The sequence below is a fragment of the Hydrogenophaga sp. GW456-12-10-14-TSB4 genome (assembly GCF_059424305.1).
Genome location: NZ_JBWKZH010000067.1, coordinates 15,692 through 30,783 on the forward strand (window position 1 = coordinate 15,692; position 15,092 = coordinate 30,783).

Annotated in this window: 14 protein-coding genes; 8 read left to right on the forward strand and 6 right to left on the reverse strand. The window is 69.1% G+C overall.

What is annotated here, in order from left to right; translation table 11 throughout:
- Window positions 1-18: 18 nt before the first annotated feature.
- The 3 genes from AC07ZS_RS24485 to AC07ZS_RS24495 all read left to right on the forward strand — a co-directional run bounded on the left by AC07ZS_RS24485 (window position 19) and on the right by AC07ZS_RS24495 (window position 4,510).
- A complete protein-coding gene (locus AC07ZS_RS24485; protein ID WP_494801132.1) occupies window positions 19-2,067 on the forward strand; it encodes an AsmA family protein in 2,049 nt (682 codons plus the stop codon).
- Between the two features lie 83 nt (window positions 2,068-2,150).
- The gene (locus AC07ZS_RS24490; RefSeq protein WP_494801133.1) at window positions 2,151-3,704 is read left to right on the forward strand and encodes a methyl-accepting chemotaxis protein; all 1,554 of its coding nucleotides are present in this window, start codon (window positions 2,151-2,153) and stop codon (window positions 3,702-3,704) included.
- Between the two features lie 47 nt (window positions 3,705-3,751).
- Window positions 3,752-4,510 carry a tyrosine-protein phosphatase gene (locus AC07ZS_RS24495; RefSeq protein ID WP_494801134.1) on the forward strand — a complete coding sequence of 253 codons (759 nt, stop codon included), beginning with the start codon at window positions 3,752-3,754 and terminating at the stop codon, window positions 4,508-4,510.
- Between the two features lie 4 nt (window positions 4,511-4,514).
- Here the strand turns inward: AC07ZS_RS24495 and AC07ZS_RS24500 are convergent, their stop codons facing one another.
- Window positions 4,515-6,152, reverse strand: a complete 1,638-nt coding sequence (locus AC07ZS_RS24500; RefSeq protein WP_494801135.1) for a 3-(methylthio)propionyl-CoA ligase — start codon at window positions 6,150-6,152, stop codon at window positions 4,515-4,517.
- Window positions 6,153-6,222: 70 nt separating this feature from the next.
- Window positions 6,223-6,705: a hypothetical protein gene (locus tag AC07ZS_RS24505; RefSeq protein WP_494801136.1), complete on the reverse strand. Its 483-nt coding sequence runs from the start codon at window positions 6,703-6,705 to the stop codon at window positions 6,223-6,225.
- 155 nt (window positions 6,706-6,860) lie between these two features.
- Between AC07ZS_RS24505 and AC07ZS_RS24510 the strand changes: the two genes are divergently transcribed.
- The 3 genes from AC07ZS_RS24510 to AC07ZS_RS24520 are packed head-to-tail and all read left to right on the forward strand — an operon-like array spanning window position 6,861 to window position 9,911.
- Window positions 6,861-7,700 (forward strand): ParB N-terminal domain-containing protein, encoded by an 840-nt coding sequence (locus AC07ZS_RS24510; protein WP_494801137.1) that lies wholly within the window; start codon window positions 6,861-6,863, stop codon window positions 7,698-7,700.
- A gap of 22 nt (window positions 7,701-7,722) precedes the next feature.
- The gene (locus tag AC07ZS_RS24515) at window positions 7,723-8,700 is read left to right on the forward strand and encodes an AraC family transcriptional regulator (protein ID WP_494801138.1); all 978 of its coding nucleotides are present in this window, start codon (window positions 7,723-7,725) and stop codon (window positions 8,698-8,700) included.
- Between the two features lie 59 nt (window positions 8,701-8,759).
- A complete protein-coding gene (locus AC07ZS_RS24520) occupies window positions 8,760-9,911 on the forward strand; it encodes an FAD-dependent oxidoreductase (protein WP_494801139.1) in 1,152 nt (383 codons plus the stop codon).
- 4 nt (window positions 9,912-9,915) lie between these two features.
- On the opposite strand, the gene AC07ZS_RS24525 is transcribed toward AC07ZS_RS24520, so the two are convergent.
- From AC07ZS_RS24525 to AC07ZS_RS24540, 4 genes are read right to left on the reverse strand one after another with little or no spacing between them, the layout of a single operon-like run.
- Entirely contained in the window at window positions 9,916-11,217 is a 1,302-nt protein-coding gene (locus AC07ZS_RS24525) for a TRAP transporter large permease (protein ID WP_494801140.1), read from the reverse strand.
- A complete protein-coding gene (locus AC07ZS_RS24530) occupies window positions 11,214-11,729 on the reverse strand; it encodes a TRAP transporter small permease (protein WP_494801141.1) in 516 nt (171 codons plus the stop codon). Before AC07ZS_RS24530 ends, AC07ZS_RS24525 begins: the two co-directional genes overlap by 4 nt.
- The gene (gene dctP, locus AC07ZS_RS24535) at window positions 11,730-12,719 is read right to left on the reverse strand and encodes a TRAP transporter substrate-binding protein DctP (protein ID WP_494801142.1); all 990 of its coding nucleotides are present in this window, start codon (window positions 12,717-12,719) and stop codon (window positions 11,730-11,732) included.
- A gap of 44 nt (window positions 12,720-12,763) precedes the next feature.
- Window positions 12,764-13,210: a type II 3-dehydroquinate dehydratase gene (locus AC07ZS_RS24540; RefSeq protein WP_494801143.1), complete on the reverse strand. Its 447-nt coding sequence runs from the start codon at window positions 13,208-13,210 to the stop codon at window positions 12,764-12,766.
- Window positions 13,211-13,287: 77 nt separating this feature from the next.
- Between AC07ZS_RS24540 and AC07ZS_RS24545 the strand changes: the two genes are divergently transcribed.
- A complete protein-coding gene (locus tag AC07ZS_RS24545; protein WP_494801144.1) occupies window positions 13,288-14,079 on the forward strand; it encodes an IclR family transcriptional regulator in 792 nt (263 codons plus the stop codon).
- 59 nt (window positions 14,080-14,138) lie between these two features.
- Entirely contained in the window at window positions 14,139-15,026 is an 888-nt protein-coding gene (locus AC07ZS_RS24550) for a dioxygenase family protein (protein WP_494801145.1), read from the forward strand.
- Window positions 15,027-15,092: the final 66 nt, after the last annotated feature.

A 15,092-nucleotide genomic window follows, 5' to 3' on the forward strand; every position in this document is an offset into this window, starting at 1 on the left:
CCGTGGATCGTCGGCGGCGTGGTCGCCGTGCTCGCCCTGAGCGTGGTGTGGGGTGAGCTCAGCGGGTGGCCGCTGTTGCACCGGCCGATCGAGAGCGCGGCCTCGCGCGGTGTCGGCGTGCCGGTGCAGATGCAGGGCCGGGTGAGAACCCACCTGCTGTGGCGCCCCCGGCTGGAGGTGGAGCACCTGCGCATCGCGTCAGACGAGCGCTTCGGCGCCCCCCATCTGCTCGATGCGCGCCACATCACCCTGGCCTGGCACTGGGGCGACCTCTGGCGCTGGCAGCGCGGCGACCGCCTTCTCCTTCAACGGCTGCAGGCGGATCAGCTGGACGCCCACCTGATGCGCCTCGCTGGCGGCGACGCCAACTGGCAGCTGGGCCAGCAGGAAGACCCGCCGCGCACCGAAGAGAAAAACGACCCCCTGGGCGGTCTGCCGCGCTTTGGGTCGCTGGTCATCGGCCAGGGCCAGATCGCCTGGAAGGACGCGGTGCAGGACGTCGATCTGGCCATTGGCGTGAAAGGCAGCGAAGGCGAGGCCGTGGTCGGTGCTGCCTCGGGTTACGAGGCCACGTTCAAGGGCCGCTACCGCACCCTGCCGATGGACTTGCAGGTGCGCGCGGGCAGCACCCTGCCCTTGCTCCAGGACCCCGAGGCCGCGCCCGATGCGCAGTGGGTGCCGGTGCGCGTGGCCGGCACGGTGGCTTCGGCCAAGCTGCTCTTCGACGGCCAGGCCGCGGCACTGCTGGGCACGCCCCGGCTCGACGGTGCGCTCTCGTTCCAGGGCCGCTCGCTGGCCGAGGTGGGCCAGCCCCTGGGCATCACCCTGCCGCAGACCCCGCCCTTTGACCTGCGCGGCCGGCTGTCGCAGGACGGCGGCGTGTGGCGCCTGCAGGCCTCGCGCGCCACGGTCGGCAGCAGCCGCCTCACGGGCGACCTGCGCTTTCATCAGCTCACCCAGCCCCGCCGCCTCACCGGCGAACTCACCGGTCCCAAGCTCGCGCTCGCCGACCTGGGGCCCGCCATCGGCGGTGAAGGCGGCACCGCCAAGGCGCCCCCGCAGCAGCAGGCCCAGGGCCGCGTGCTGCCGCAGCGCCGGTTCGACCTGCCCTCGCTCAAGGTGATGGACGCCGACGTGAAGGTGGCCATCGACGAAGTCGACTTCGGCACCGAAGCCATGGCCCCCTTGAAGGGGCTCAAGACCCGCATTCACCTCGACGCGGGCGTGCTGCGGCTGGAGGACTTGCAGGCCAGCGTCTCGGGCGGGCAGTTCAAGGGCCGCACGCAGCTCGACGCCCATGCGCAGCCGGCGAAATGGCAGGCGCGGCTGGACATCGCCGGGGTGGACATCGCGGGCTGGATGCGCGGGCTGCGCAAGGACACCGCGCCGCCGGCCCCCTCGGCCAACGCCACGAAGGCGCTCAAAAAGGAGCGTGAGCAGGCCCGCCAGGGCGGCGAGCAGGCGGTGCGCTCCTACGTCACCGGCGTGCTGTCCGCGAAGCTGGACCTGCGCGGCGCGGGCAATTCCACCGCCGACATCCTCGGCTCGCTGAACGGCCCGGTCGATCTGACGCTGCGCGACGGCACGATCTCCCACCTCGCCACCGAGGCCATGGGCCTGGACCTGGCGCAGGCGCTGGGCGTGCTGATCCGGGGCGACCACCCGCTGCCGCTGAACTGCGCGCGCTTCGACCTGCAGGCGCGCGACGGCGTGCTCGAACCCCGCCTCGCCGTGATCGACAACCGCGACAGCACGGTGCTCATCCAGGGCAACGTCAACCTGCGCGACGAAACCCTGGCGCTGCGCCTGGTCACACAGCCCAAGGACTGGTCGCTCATCTCGCTGCGCACGCCCATCACCGTGAACGGCACCCTGGGCCAGCCAGCGGTGGGCATCGAAGCAAAGCGCCTGACGGGCCGCGTGCTCGGCGCTATCGCGCTGGGAGCGGCGGCAGGCCCCGCGGCCGCCGTGATCCCGCTGATCGAGCAAGGCGACAAAACCGCCGGCGACCCCTGCGTCAGCGCCGCCACCACATTTCCCTCAAGTCGCGCGGCACCCGGACGATAAGCAGCGGTGCCCGTCTCTCGACGGTTGCCATACCAACCCACATCCCCTGCATCGCCGGCGACACCGCCTGCTCTCCCCCCAGCATGAACTTCATCAAGAACCTCAAGGTCGGCCCGCGCCTGATCGCCGCCTTTCTCGTCATCTGCGCCATCTGCGCCCTGGTCGGCGGCATCGGCATCTTCAACATGTCGAAAATCAACGACGCCGCCACCAAGATGTACACCCGGGAGCTGATGGGTCTCTCGCTCATCAAGGAAGCCAACATCAACCTGATCTACGCAGGCCGCGCCCGCTCCAACTTCATGCTGGCCACCAGCCCCGAGGAACGCGCGTCCAACAAGGCCCTCGTCGAGAAAAGCCTGACCACCGCCGACGAGCTGCTGGACAAGGCCGCGCTCCTGTTCTCCTCGCACGAGGCCGAGCGCATGTTCGCCGAGGCGGAAACCTCGCTGGCGGCCTACCGCCGGCACCTCGACACCGCCATGTCCATGACCGCGCAGGACCCCTTCGCCACCCGCAGCGACGAACTCAGCAAGGTGCTGGACGACGCCCGCATCGAGTCCACCAAGGTCGACAACCTGTTCACCGAGCTCTCCCAGATGAAGGAGACCACGGCGAGCAAGGCCAATGACATGACCGACCAGCTGTACGCGACCAGCCTGACGATGATGCTGGCCCTCATCGTGGCCGCCGTGGGCATCGGCATGACGCTGGGCTTCGTGATCAGCCGCTCCATCACGGTGCCGCTGAAGGAAGCGGTGCGCGTGGCCGAAACGGTGGCCGCAGGCGACCTGACCTCGCGCATCCGGGTCAGCAGCACCGACGAAACCGGGCAGTTGCTCAACGCGCTCAAGACCATGAACAGCAGCCTGGTCAACATCGTGAGCAACGTGCGCTCCAGCTCCGAGTCCATCGCCACGGGCAGCTCGCAGATCGCCATCGGCAACAACGACCTGAGCCAGCGCACCGAAGAGCAGGCCAGCAATCTGGAGCAGACCGCCGCCTCCATGGAAGAGCTCACCTCCACCGTGCGCCAGAACTCCGAGACCGCGCGCCAGGCCAACCAGCTCGCTTCCACCGCCAGCGAAGCGGCCGTCCAGGGCGGCGAGGTGGTGGGCCAGGTGGTGGGCACCATGCAGGAGATCACCGACAGCTCCAAGAAGATCAGCGACATCATCGGCGTGATCGACGGCATCGCCTTCCAGACCAACATCCTGGCGCTGAACGCGGCGGTGGAAGCCGCCCGCGCCGGCGAGCAGGGCCGGGGCTTTGCCGTGGTGGCCGGCGAGGTGCGCAACCTCGCCCAGCGCAGCGCAGGCGCCGCCAAGGAGATCAAGACGCTGATCAACGACAGCGTGGACAAAGTGGAAGCCGGCTCCCGGCTGGCCGACGACGCCGGCCGGAACATGGAGAACATCGTGTCGCAGGTCAAGCGCGTCACGGACCTGATTGCCGAGATCAGCGCGGCCAGCGCCGAGCAGTCGCAGGGCATCGGGCAGGTGGGCGAGGCGGTGAACCAGCTCGACCAGGTGACGCAGCAGAACGCGGCCCTGGTGGAGGAAAGCGCCGCCGCCGCCGACAGCCTCAAGAGCCAGGCATCGCGCCTGGCCGAGATCGTCGGCGTCTTCAAGGTCTGAACCCAGGTGACGCAGGAACGACATGCACTGGACCGACAATGGCCCTCATGTCGACCTCCTCCGCCACCCCTCCCGCGCCCGCCCGCCTGCTGAGCAGCGCCTCCAATTTCCGTGACCTGGGCGGCCACGCCGGGCTGGACGGCCGGCGCGTGCGCCAGCGCCGCGTCTACCGCTCGGACCACCTCGCGGGCCTCACGCCCGATGACCTGGCCACCCTGCAGGGCCTGGGCATCACGCACCGCATCGACTTCCGCGGCGCGGGCGAGCGCGCCAGCCTGCCCGGCGAGGTCGCCGGCCTGACCACGCTGGCGCTGACGATCGAGCCCACCGTGGTGCACCGGGTTCAGGAACTGCTCGCGGCCCAGCAGGTGCCGACCGAGGCCGAGACCGTGGCGCTCATGTGCCAGACCTACCGGGGCTTCGCGCGCGAGGCCGCGCCGGTCTACGCGCGCTTCTTCCGACAGCTGCAGGCGCAGTCCACACCACTGGTGTTCCACTGCACCGCAGGCAAGGACCGCACCGGTTTCGCCGCCGCGCTGCTGCTCAGTGCGCTGGGGGTCTCGCGCGACGACATCCTGCAGGACTACCTGCTCACCAACCGCCTCTACGTGCGCAGCCCCCTGGTGGAAGCGCGCGGCCCGGCGCACGTGATGGATGTGCTCTGGAGCGTGCAGCCGGCCTTTCTCGACGCGGCCTTCGCCGCCATCGAAGCGGACTTCGGCGGCGTACCGCAGTACCTCGCAGGCCCCATGGGCCTGGACGCGAAGGCGCTGGAGCGCCTGCGCGCCTCGCTGCTGGAGGCCTGAGCCCTCACACCGTGGGCAACGGGTGGTCGCGGTAGAGCTCGCGCAGTTTCGTCTTGAGCAGCTTGCCGGTGGCGGTGTGCGGCAGGCTCTCGACGAACAGCACATCGTCGGGCAGCCACCACTTCGCCACGCGCGTGGCCAGGTGCGCCAGGACGGCCTCGCGGTCCACCTCGGCGCCCGGCCGCTTCACCACCAGCAGCAGGGGCCGCTCCTGCCACTTGGGGTGCGCCACGCCGATCACCGCCGCTTCGGCCACGCCCGGGTGCGAGGCGGCCGCGTTCTCCACATCGATCGATGAGATCCACTCGCCGCCGGACTTGATCACGTCCTTGGCGCGGTCCACCAGCTGCAGGTAGCCGTCGGCGTCGATGGTCGCCACGTCACCGGTGGGGAAGAAGCCCTCTTCGTCCAGCACCGAGCCGCCCTCGCCCCGGTAGTAGCCGCTGGCGATCCAGGGGCCGCGCACCATCAGGTTGCCGTAGGCCACGCCGTCCCAGGGCAGCGCCCGGCCGTCGGCATCGACGATCTTCAGGTCCACGCCCCACACGCCGCGGCCCTGCTTGAGCTTGACCTTCACCAGCTCGTCCGGGGCCATGCCCTCGTGCTTGGGCAGCAGCTTGCTGATGACACCGATCGGGCTGGTTTCGGTCATGCCCCAGCCCTGCACCACCTCGGCGCCGAACTGCTTTTCAAACCGCTCGAGCACCGCGCGCGACACCGCCGCGCCCCCGATGCCGATGCGCTTGACGCCCAGCTGCCGCGGGTCGATCTGCGGGTTCTTGTCGAGGTACTGGAACAGCATCATCCAGACCGTGGGCACGCCCTGCGAGAAGGTCACCTTCTCGTCGCGCATCAGCGTGTAGACACTCTCACCGTCCAGGTGCGGCCCGGGCAGCACCAGCCGGGCGCCCACCATGGCCGCCGCGTAGGGCGCGCCCCAGGCGTTGGCGTGGAACATGGGCACGATCAGCATCAGCGTCTCCGCCGAACTGATGCCGAAGGTATCGGGCGCGAGCTCCATCAGCGTGTGCAGCAGCGTGGAGCGGTGCGAGTACAGCACGCCCTTGGGGTTGCCCGTGGTGCCCGAGGTGTAGCACAGCGAAGAAGCGCTTTTTTCGTCCAGCTCGGGCCAGGTGTAGTCGCTGCTCTGGGCGTCGAGCAGCTCGTCGAAGCACAGCAGGTTGGGCACCTGGATCGCCGGCATGTGCGCCCGGTCGGTCATGGCGACAAAGGCTTTCACGCTCTTGAGGCGCGGGGCGAGCTGCTCCACCAGCGGCGCAAAGCTGATGTCGAAGCACAGCACCTTGTCCTCGGCGTGGTTGACGATGTAGTCGATCTGCTCGGGAAACAGGCGCGGGTTCACGGTGTGCAGCACCGCGCCGCTGCCCGAGACGCCGTAGTACAGCGCCAGGTGGCGGTAGGAGTTCCAGGCCAGCGTGCCGACGCGCTCGCCCGGCTGCACACCCAGCGCCTGCAAGGCATTGGCCACCTGGCGCGCGCGCTGGCGCACGCCCAGCCAGTCGGTGCGGTGCACCGTGCCCTCGGGCAGGCGCGACACGATTTCGGTATGGGGGTGGAAGGTGGCGGCGTGCTCGATCAGCGACGAGATCAGCAACGGGCGGTCTTGCATCAGGCCATGCATGGGCGTGTCTCCTGGTGGTTCTGCGGCGGTCGAGGCCGTTCTAACACGGCGACGGCCGAACGGCTGTCACTCAGAAACCAGGTTTGCGGAAACCGCGCAGCGCCGCCCACCCCAGCCCGACGAAGACCAGCAACACCACGGCCTGCGTGACCGCAAACGGCGGCTCCGACTGGGTCGGCGCCAGCTGCGCCAGGGGCGGCGTCTTCACGAACAGCTGCACCACCAGGACGAAGACGTTGAGGTACACCGCCGCCACGGCGGTCAGCACATACGTGGCGCGCCAGCGCCCGCTCATCTGCTTGCCGTAGCGCGCCAGCAGACACACGGCCAGCACCACCAGCGAAATGGCCCCCACCGCGTGCGCGGGGGTGACCTGCGTGGCCGGGAAGAAGAAACCGGTCACGCTGGTGAGCACGGTGGTCAGGAGAAACAGGGCCGTCCAGCCGTCGAGCCGGGCGCCGCCCATGAGGCCGCCAATCACCACGAGGCCGGCGACGATGCCGAGCACGCTGATGAGGACATGGATGAGGGTGAACATCGGCAGGTCAAACATCTCGGCGATCCTTTCATGAGGAACAGGGCGTGCGACACCGCGGCCAAATGTAACTGCGGTGGCCGACAAATGCACGGGATTTCGGCGCCGGTCCGCGCACCGTGGCCCGCCATCTACAATTCGCGCCCCACCCTTTTCCCCTGAGCCCCGACCCCATGCAGATCACCGTCAACCCGGACCTGAAAGCCTACATCGACCCCCTCACGCCCGACGAGCACGACGCGCTGGAGCGCAGCATCCTGGCCGAGGGCTGCCGCGACGCGCTGGTGCTGTGGGGCGACGTGCTGGTGGACGGCCACAACCGGTACGGCATCTGCCAGAAACACGGCCTGCCGTTCCAGACGGTGCAGAACCCGCGCTTCCAGACCCTGGAGGATGTGCACCTGTGGATGATCGACCAGCACCTGGGCCGGCGCAGCGTATCGGACTTCCAGCGCGGCGTGCTGGCCCTGCGCAAGCGCGAGATCATGGCCGAGCGGCGCACGCGCATCCTGGCCGCCTCCCCCGCGCCCGAAGACCTGCCGCCCGATGAAGACACCCCGATGCCGGCCCCGGCCGCCGCCACGGTGCCCGAACCCCGGCCGCTGCACAGCCGCGAAGACATCGCCAAGGCCGCACGGCTCAGCAGCAGCCAGGTGGTGATGATCGAGAAGATCCAGAAGCAGGCCGCGCCCGAGCTGGTGGACGCCCTCAAGGCCGGCGCCGTGTCGCTCAACGCGGCCGCGGCTGTGGCCAGCCTGCCGGTCGAAGAACAGAAGGCCGCGGCACTGGCCGGCAAGGACGAGCTCAAGCTCGCGGCCAAGCGCGTGCGCGAGGCGCGCCGCAAACCGCCCGAGGCCGACGCCGAGGCGGGCGATGACACCGCCGCCGCGCCGCCGACCGACGAAGTCGGCGCCCTGCGCCAGAAAGTGGCGGCGCTGCAGGCGGAGAACAGCGCGCTGCGCGACCAGATCGCCGCCTTGCAGGCGCAACTGGAAGAGGCGCCGTCGGCCTGACGGCCCTTCGCCCCGGACCCCGATGAGCGCCCCCTCCGGCGATCTGATCAGCCTGGTTCTGGGGACCCTGCGCACCGACCGCGCCGTGACGGCGCGCTTCTCGCTCACCGCGCCCTGGGCGCTGCGCTCCGAAGGCGTGGAAGGCCTGCTGATGCGCGTGTGCACCGGCGAGGCCTACTGGATCCAGGTGGACGGGCTGGAGGCGGTGCAGGTGCAGCCGGGCGACATCGTGATGCTGCCGCAGGGCGGCCCGCACGTGGCCGCCTCCGCGATCGGCCTGGACAGCGTGCCGTTCCGGTCCCTTCTGCAGCGGCACATGCGCGGCGCACACGGCGATCACCCCATCACCTTCGCCCACGGCGGCGGCGGCGCGGCCACCGAGCTGTTCTCGCTGCACCTCTGGATGCCGCAGCACCAAGGCGTGTCGCTGCTGTCCTGGCTGCCGCCGCTGATCGTGCTGCGCGCGGCCGACATCGCCACCACCCGCACCCTGGCGCTGGCCACCCAGGCCCTGGTGGACGAGACGATCGAGCAGCGCCCGGGCTGGCAACTGGCCAGCGCGCGCATGGCCGACCTGCTGCTGGTGCACGTGCTGCGCGAACACCTGCACCACGCCCCGGCCGAAACCCGGGGCTGGCTCCACGGCGTGCAGGACAAGGCCATCGGCAAGGCGCTGGCGCAGATGCACGCCCACCCGGAGCTGCCCTGGTCGGTCGCCAGCCTGGCGCGCGTGAGCCACCAGTCCCGCACGGTGTTCAGCGAACGCTTCGTGGAACTCATGGGCACCACGCCCCTGCGCTACCTCACTTCGGTGCGCATGGGCATCGCGCGCCAGCAATTCCTCAAGGGGGAGAACGACGTCTGGCGCGTCGCGCAAAGCGTGGGCTACGCCTCGGAGAAGGCGTTTTCCCGCGCGTTCGAGCGCTGGGCCGGCCTCACGCCCAGCCAGTGCATCAAGTCACGGACGATCGGTGCCCGAACCCGGCGCCCAGAGGGTTGAACACGACCGGGGGCTGACCCAGAATCGACCGCGTCACCCTTGGTCCTTTCGCGTCGCCCATGAAAAAAATCCTGATCGTTGGTGCCGGCATCGCCGGCTGCTCCGCCGCCCTCGCGCTGGCCCAGCGCGGCTGGCAGGTGGAGGTGATTGAAAAACAGCCGCAATGGCGCTTCCAGAGCTCGGGCATCTTCGTCTACAGCAACGGCCTGGACCACTTCCGCGAGATCGGCGCGATGCAGGGCCTGATCGAGGCGGGTTTTCCCATCGCCTCCGGCCGCAATGTCTACCTGGACCAGGACGGCCGGCACCTCGTGGACGTGACCTACCCCAGCCTGGGTTCACCGCCGGCGCCCGCCATCCTGGGCATCAAGCGGGCCGAGATGCACCGCGTGCTCTCCGGCCAGCTCGACGCCCTCGGGGTGCCGGTGCGCCTGGGCACCACGGTACAAGCCCTCCAGCAGGACGGCGCCGCCGTGCAGGTGAGCTTCTCCGACGGCGGCACGAAGGCCTTCGACCTCGTGGTGGGCGCGGACGGCATCCGCTCGGGCCTGCGCGCCCTGCTCTGGCCCGAGGTGCAGCCCGCCTACTCGGGCTTCGGCGTCTGGCGCAGCGTGCACCGGCGCCCGGCCGCGCTGGTGGACAAGATCATGCTGATGGGCCTGGGCAAGCGGCTGGGCATCATGCCGATTTCGCAGGAACGGCTCTACGTCTTCGGCACCGTGGCCCAACCGCCAGGCACCTGGTTCGACCCTGCCCGCTGGCCCGAGACCATGCGCGCGAGCTTCGCCGAATTCGGCGGGCCGGTGCGCCCCTTTCTCGACGAGATCTCGGCCGACAGCGAGGTGCTCTACACCGCCGTGGAAGAGGTGGTGATGCCCCTGCCCTGGCACCAGGGCCGCGTGGTGCTCATCGGCGACGCCGCCCATGCCTCGACCCCCTTCATGGGACAGGGCGGCGCCCTGGCCGTGCAGGACGCCGTGGTGCTCGCCCGCCTGCTGGAGGGTGATGCGTCGGTGCCGGCGGCCCTGGCCGCCTTCGGTGAGCGCCGCGCGCCCGTGTGCCGCTTCGTGCAGGAGGCCTCGCACCGCGTTGGCCGCGCCGGCGCCGAGCAGGACCCGGCCCGCCATGCCCAGGCCCTGGCGGCCCTGCCCGCCAGCGCGCAGGCCCACGTGGACGACTTCTACCGCCAGCTCCAGGCCTTGAGTCAGTGACCGGCTAGCCCGTGTAGCCTGCCATGCGCGGCAGGAACAGCACCATGTCGGGCCACAGCGTGACGATGGCCAGCGCGCCGATCATGACGACCAGGAAAGGCACCATCTCGCGCACCAGCTCCATCAGCGAGATGTCGGCGATCTTGGTCATCATGAAGAGCAGCAGGCCATAAGGCGGCGTGACCAGGCCGATCATGATGTTGAGCACCGCCACCACGCCGAAGTGCACCGGGTCCACCCCCAGCGCCACGGCCGTGGGCAGCAGCACCGGCAGGATCACCAGGATGATGGTGGAACCTTCCAGGAAGCAGCCCAGCACCAGCAGGATCAGGTTGACCAGCAGCAGAAAGCCCAGCGGCGACAGGTCGAAGGTGGACAGGATGCCGCTCAGGCTGGCCGGGATGTTCTCGACCGTGATCACGTAGTTGAAGACCAGTGCGCCGGCGATCAGCATGCCGATGGAGATGCTGATGCGCGCGCTGCTCAGCAGCGCGTCGTACAGGTCCTTCCAGCCGATGCTGCGGTAGAGCAGCACCGAGATCAGCAGCGCGTACGCCGCCGCCAGGCCGGCGGCCTCGGTCGGCGTGGTGATGCCGGTGTACAGGCAGCCCAGCAGCACCACCGGCAGCATCAGCGCCGGGAAGGCCTCGCGCGTGATGCGGGGCAGCTCGCGCAAGGGCACCCGGGGTTCGACCGGGAAGTTGCGCTTCTTCGCGAGGTAATGCACCAGGCCCATCTGCACCGCGCCCAGCAACAGCCCCGGCAACACACCGGCGATGAACAGGTAGCCGATGGACGTGCCCGACACCAGCGCGTACAGCACCAGCGGAATGGAGGGCGGCAGGATGGGGCCCAGCACCGAAGAGGCCGCCGTGAGCGCGGCGGCAAAGCCCGCCGTGTACCGGTTGTCCTTGGTCATCATGACCTGCATGAGCTTGCCCGAGCCCGCCGCATCGGCCAGGGCCGAGCCCGACATGCTGGCGAACACCACGCTCTGCAGCACGTTCACCTGCGCCAGGCCGCCGGGGAAATGGCCGACCAGCGCGTTGCAGAACTTCATCAGGCGGTCGAGCACGCTGCCCGAGCCCATGATGGTCGCGGCCAGGATGAACAGCGGGATCGCCAGCAAAAGGAAGCTGGAGTAGGTGCCGTTGAGCAACTGCTCGGCCACCGTGCCCATGTCCATGCCCTTCATGTACAGGTAGATCACGGAGCCGCCGATCATGGCCTGCCCGACGGGCACGCCCAGCAGGCTGAGCGCGAGGATGGCCCCGAGAGCCAGGGAGAACGGACTGGTGAGGTTCACAACGCGGTGCCTGATTGAAGAGGGGAATCGCCAGCGGCGTCGGCCGGGTCCTTGCCGCGCAGCAACTGCACGAGGTTCCAGAGATTGCGCACGATCACCGCCACCGAGAAGAGGAGGTAGATCGAGAACAGCACGTGAAACCCGGTGTTCAGGTACGAGCTTCGCTCGACCTTCATGAAGCTCACGTAGTCGTAGGCCGCCGGCAGCTGCAGGGTGAACAGCACGATGACGCAGACGGCCGCGACGATGCCGAACCCGATGCGCCAGCGCCTGCCGACGTTGGCGGTGAGGAAGTCGATGCGGATTTCCTCATGGTCTTTCAGCACGAACGCCGCGCCCCAGAGCACCAGCCACAGCCATGCGATCAGGGACACTTCGGTCGTCCAGCCCACCGGCCAGTTGAAGACATAGCGCAGGACGATCTGCAGGATGAAGGCCACGAAGATGATGGCCAGCAGCGCGGCGGCGACGAAGTCGGCCGCCCGCTGCAAGACAGGGAAGACCTTTTTCATTCACTTCATCGCGTTGATCTTGTCGAGCATGCCCGCCGGCCAGTGCTTGGCCTCGTCCGACGCGAGGTAGATCTTCTGGGCGTGCTCGCGGAACGCCGCGAGGTTGGGCGTGTACACGTCCAGGCCCTGGCTCTTGAAGCCGTCGGCCAGCTCTTTCTCTCGCTTCAGGTGCTCGGCCGTGCTCCAGGCGATGGCCTTGTCGGCCGCGGCCTGGAAGGCCTTCTGCTTCGCGGGCGACATGCCCTGCCAGACCTTCATGTTGAGCGTGAGCAGGTCGTAGCCCACCAGGTGCGAGGTCAGCACGATCTGCGACATCACCTCGTAGAACTTCATGTTCTGCACGTTGGGCAGCGGGTTGTCCTGGCCGTCGATCGCGCCGGTCTGCAGCCCGGTGTAGGTCTCGGCATAGGCCATGGGCGTGGGGTTCGCGCCGATGGAGCGGCCCAGCAGCTGCCAGCTGTCGCCCGGCGGCATGCGCAGCTTCACGCCCGCCAGATCGGCCGGCACGTTGACCTTCTTCTTCGACTTCAGGCCCACCTGGCGGGTGCCGAAGAAGGTCGGGCCCAGCACCTTCACCTTGAGCTGGTCTTCCACCATCTTCTTCATCTGCGTGCCCATGTCGCTGGCGAAGAAGTTGGTGAGGTGGTTGGCGTCGCGGAACAGGTAGGCCGAGGTCAGCAGCGACCAGGCCGGGATCTGCTTGGAAACGTCTTGCGGGCCGATGTTGCCCATCTCCAGGTTGTCGCGCTGCAGGGCCACGAGCTCGGTGCCCTGGCGGAACAGCGTGGAGTTCAGGAACACCTCCACCTTGAAGTCGGCCTCGATGTCCTTGGCCAGCATCTTCATCATGTCGGCGCGGATGTCCTTGTCCGAGAACACGGCGGCAAACCGCAGCGTGGGCTGGCCCTGGGCCCAGGCGGGCACCACGGAAGCGGCCGCGAGCGCGGCACCGGCTTGCAAGGCGCTGCGGCGGTTGAAGTGAGCGTTCATAGCGGAAGTCTCCTGTTGTGGGTGGTGAAAGAAAACGGTGAGGGTCAGACGGCGGCGGCCAGGCGGTGCGCGACGGCGCGGATCGCCAGCTCGTAGCCGAAAGGGCCGAAGCCGCAGATCACGCCGGTGGCGGCCAGCGACATCAGCGAGTCCTGGTAGAGCGGCTCGCGGCGGTGGATGTTGGTGATGTGCACTTCAGCGATCGGCTGCTCCAGGGTCTTGAGCGCGTCCAGCAGCGGGATCGAGCGGAAGGACAGGCCCGCCGGGTTGATCACCAGGGCCGCGGCTTTCTCGCGCGCCTCCTGCACCCAGTCGACCAGCACGCCTTCGTGGTTGGACTGCCGGAACTCGCACTGCAAGCCCAGGTCGGCGGCGACGCGCCGGCACAGCTGCTCGACCTGCGCCAGCGTGGTGCCGCCGTACAAGGTCGGCTCGCGCACCCCGAGCAGGTTGAGGTTCGGGCCGTTGAGAATGTAGACGGTGTCGTTCATGTGCACGGATTCTTGGGCCGTGGTGGGAAAATCTTTCCAGTTTGGAAAATCTTTCCTCATCGTGAAAAGGAGCCTTCATGAGCCTTGCCCTGGACCGCGGCCTGAGCCTGCTCGAACACCTGGCCGCCCACCCCGGCGGCCTGCCGATGGCGCTGATGGCGAGCGAGCTCGACATCCCGCTGAGCGCCTGCCACCGCCTGCTGGCCGAGCTGCAGCGGCGCGGCTACGTGCGGCAGGCGCGCAAGCAGGGCGACTACCTGCTCACCACCAAGGTGGTGTCGCTGGGCCTGGGCTACCTGAGCAACGCCGGCATCGTGGACATCGCCGAACCGCTGCTGGAGCGGCTGGCGCAGAAGACCGGCGAGCTGGTGCGGCTGTCGATCATTGATGAAGACCGGCTCACCTGGGTCGCCAAGTCGCAAGGCACGCGCCAGGGCCTGCGCTACGACCCCGACATGGGCATGGACGCGCGCCTGTCCTGCACCGCCTCGGGCCACGCCTGGCTGCTCACACTGAGCGACGAGCGTGCGCTGGAACTCGTGGCGCGCCAGGGCTTCGGTCCGCGCGCGGCCTACGGCCCCAACGCGCCGACCACCGTGAAGGCCTTGCTGGGTTTCCTGCACGCGGCGCGCGTGCGCGGCTACGCCATGATCGACGAGGTCTTCGCGCCCGGCATGAACGCCATGGGCGCGCCGGTGATGCGGCGCAAGGAAGCCATCGGCGTGATCAGCATCGCGGGCCCGCGCACGCGGCTGACCACCGAGCGCATGCGCGAGATCGCGCCCACGCTGCTGGCCACCGCCTCCGAGCTGGGCATGATCAGCAACACCTCCAGCCTGTTCGGGCGCCCGCCGCTGGGCAAGGGCTGAGCCGCTTGTCCCTTGTTCTTGCACGATTGCTGCACATCCCGAGCCTACGATCGTCGCGCATGAACACATCCCTCTCCTCGACCCTCTCACGCCGGACGCTGATCGTGGGCACGGCCTGCGCCGCGCCCACCCTGTGGCTGCTCGGCGGCTGCGCCGCGCCGGCAGCCGCTGCAGGCCCGGGCTGGGCCACCGGCGGCACCGCGCGCATCGGCGCGGCGGTTCGCGCCCTCGATCCTTTTGCCAGCGCAGCGGCCACCACCTGCCGCCTCGCCTGCGAGGCCACCATCGGGCCCTGCCACACGCTGTCGCCCGAACGCCGCGACATCAGCGACGGCTGGAACGGCCTGCCCATGCACCTGCAATTGCGCATCGTGGATGCGCAATGCCGGCCCATCTCGGGAGCGATCGTCGAGATCTGGCACACCAACCACACCGGCGGCTACTCGGGCCGCATCGCCCCGATGTGCAACAACGACCAGGCCGATGTGGCGCGGCAGTTCTTCCGGGGCTGGCAGCGCACCGACGCGAACGGCGTCGCACGGTTCGACAGCTGCTACCCCGGCTGGTACGGCGGCCGCGCCAACCACGTGCACCTGCGCGTGATGAAGGGCGACTACGACGCCCGCGACTCGGCCACCGCCTGGGTCACCACCCAGCTGTTGTTTGCCGACGAACTCAACGCCGGCATCTTCGGCAGTGAGCCCCTGTACAAGGACAAGGGCCTGCCCGACACCACGCTGGCCACCGACAACGTGGTGGGCCAGGAGCCCGACAAGTCGCCCTATGTGTTCGATGTGCAGAAGGTCGACGGCGTGATGCTGGCGTCCAAGACGCTGGCCATCCGCAGCAGCCTGGACGAAGCGGTGTGCAGCACCCGGGGTGCTCGCCCGCCGGGCGGACCTGGGGGCCCCAGGGGCCGCGGGGGCCCGCCACCGGTCAGGGGCTGAGGGGCATCACGGATAGGCGGCGGGCCATGGTGCGCCTATAAAGCACACCACCCCCCCCCCACCGCG

What these genes read in the sequence shown, in the direction of transcription:
- AC07ZS_RS24490 (WP_494801133.1), top strand. Translation starts at nt 2,151, where the DNA reads ATGAACTTCATCAAGAACCTCAAGGTCGGCCCGCGCCTGATCGCCGCC.
- AC07ZS_RS24500 (WP_494801135.1), bottom strand. Translation starts at nt 6,152, where the DNA reads ATGCATGGCCTGATGCAAGACCGCCCGTTGCTGATCTCGTCGCTGATC.
- dctP (WP_494801142.1), bottom strand. Translation starts at nt 12,719, where the DNA reads ATGAACGCTCACTTCAACCGCCGCAGCGCCTTGCAAGCCGGTGCCGCG.
- AC07ZS_RS24540 (WP_494801143.1), bottom strand. Translation starts at nt 13,210, where the DNA reads ATGAACGACACCGTCTACATTCTCAACGGCCCGAACCTCAACCTGCTC.
- AC07ZS_RS24530 (WP_494801141.1), bottom strand. Translation starts at nt 11,729, where the DNA reads ATGAAAAAGGTCTTCCCTGTCTTGCAGCGGGCGGCCGACTTCGTCGCC.
- AC07ZS_RS24545 (WP_494801144.1), top strand. Translation starts at nt 13,288, where the DNA reads ATGAGCCTTGCCCTGGACCGCGGCCTGAGCCTGCTCGAACACCTGGCC.
- AC07ZS_RS24515 (WP_494801138.1), top strand. Translation starts at nt 7,723, where the DNA reads ATGAGCGCCCCCTCCGGCGATCTGATCAGCCTGGTTCTGGGGACCCTG.
- AC07ZS_RS24495 (WP_494801134.1), top strand. Translation starts at nt 3,752, where the DNA reads ATGTCGACCTCCTCCGCCACCCCTCCCGCGCCCGCCCGCCTGCTGAGC.
- AC07ZS_RS24510 (WP_494801137.1), top strand. Translation starts at nt 6,861, where the DNA reads ATGCAGATCACCGTCAACCCGGACCTGAAAGCCTACATCGACCCCCTC.
- AC07ZS_RS24550 (WP_494801145.1), top strand. Translation starts at nt 14,139, where the DNA reads ATGAACACATCCCTCTCCTCGACCCTCTCACGCCGGACGCTGATCGTG.
- AC07ZS_RS24520 (WP_494801139.1), top strand. Translation starts at nt 8,760, where the DNA reads ATGAAAAAAATCCTGATCGTTGGTGCCGGCATCGCCGGCTGCTCCGCC.
- AC07ZS_RS24505 (WP_494801136.1), bottom strand. Translation starts at nt 6,705, where the DNA reads ATGTTTGACCTGCCGATGTTCACCCTCATCCATGTCCTCATCAGCGTG.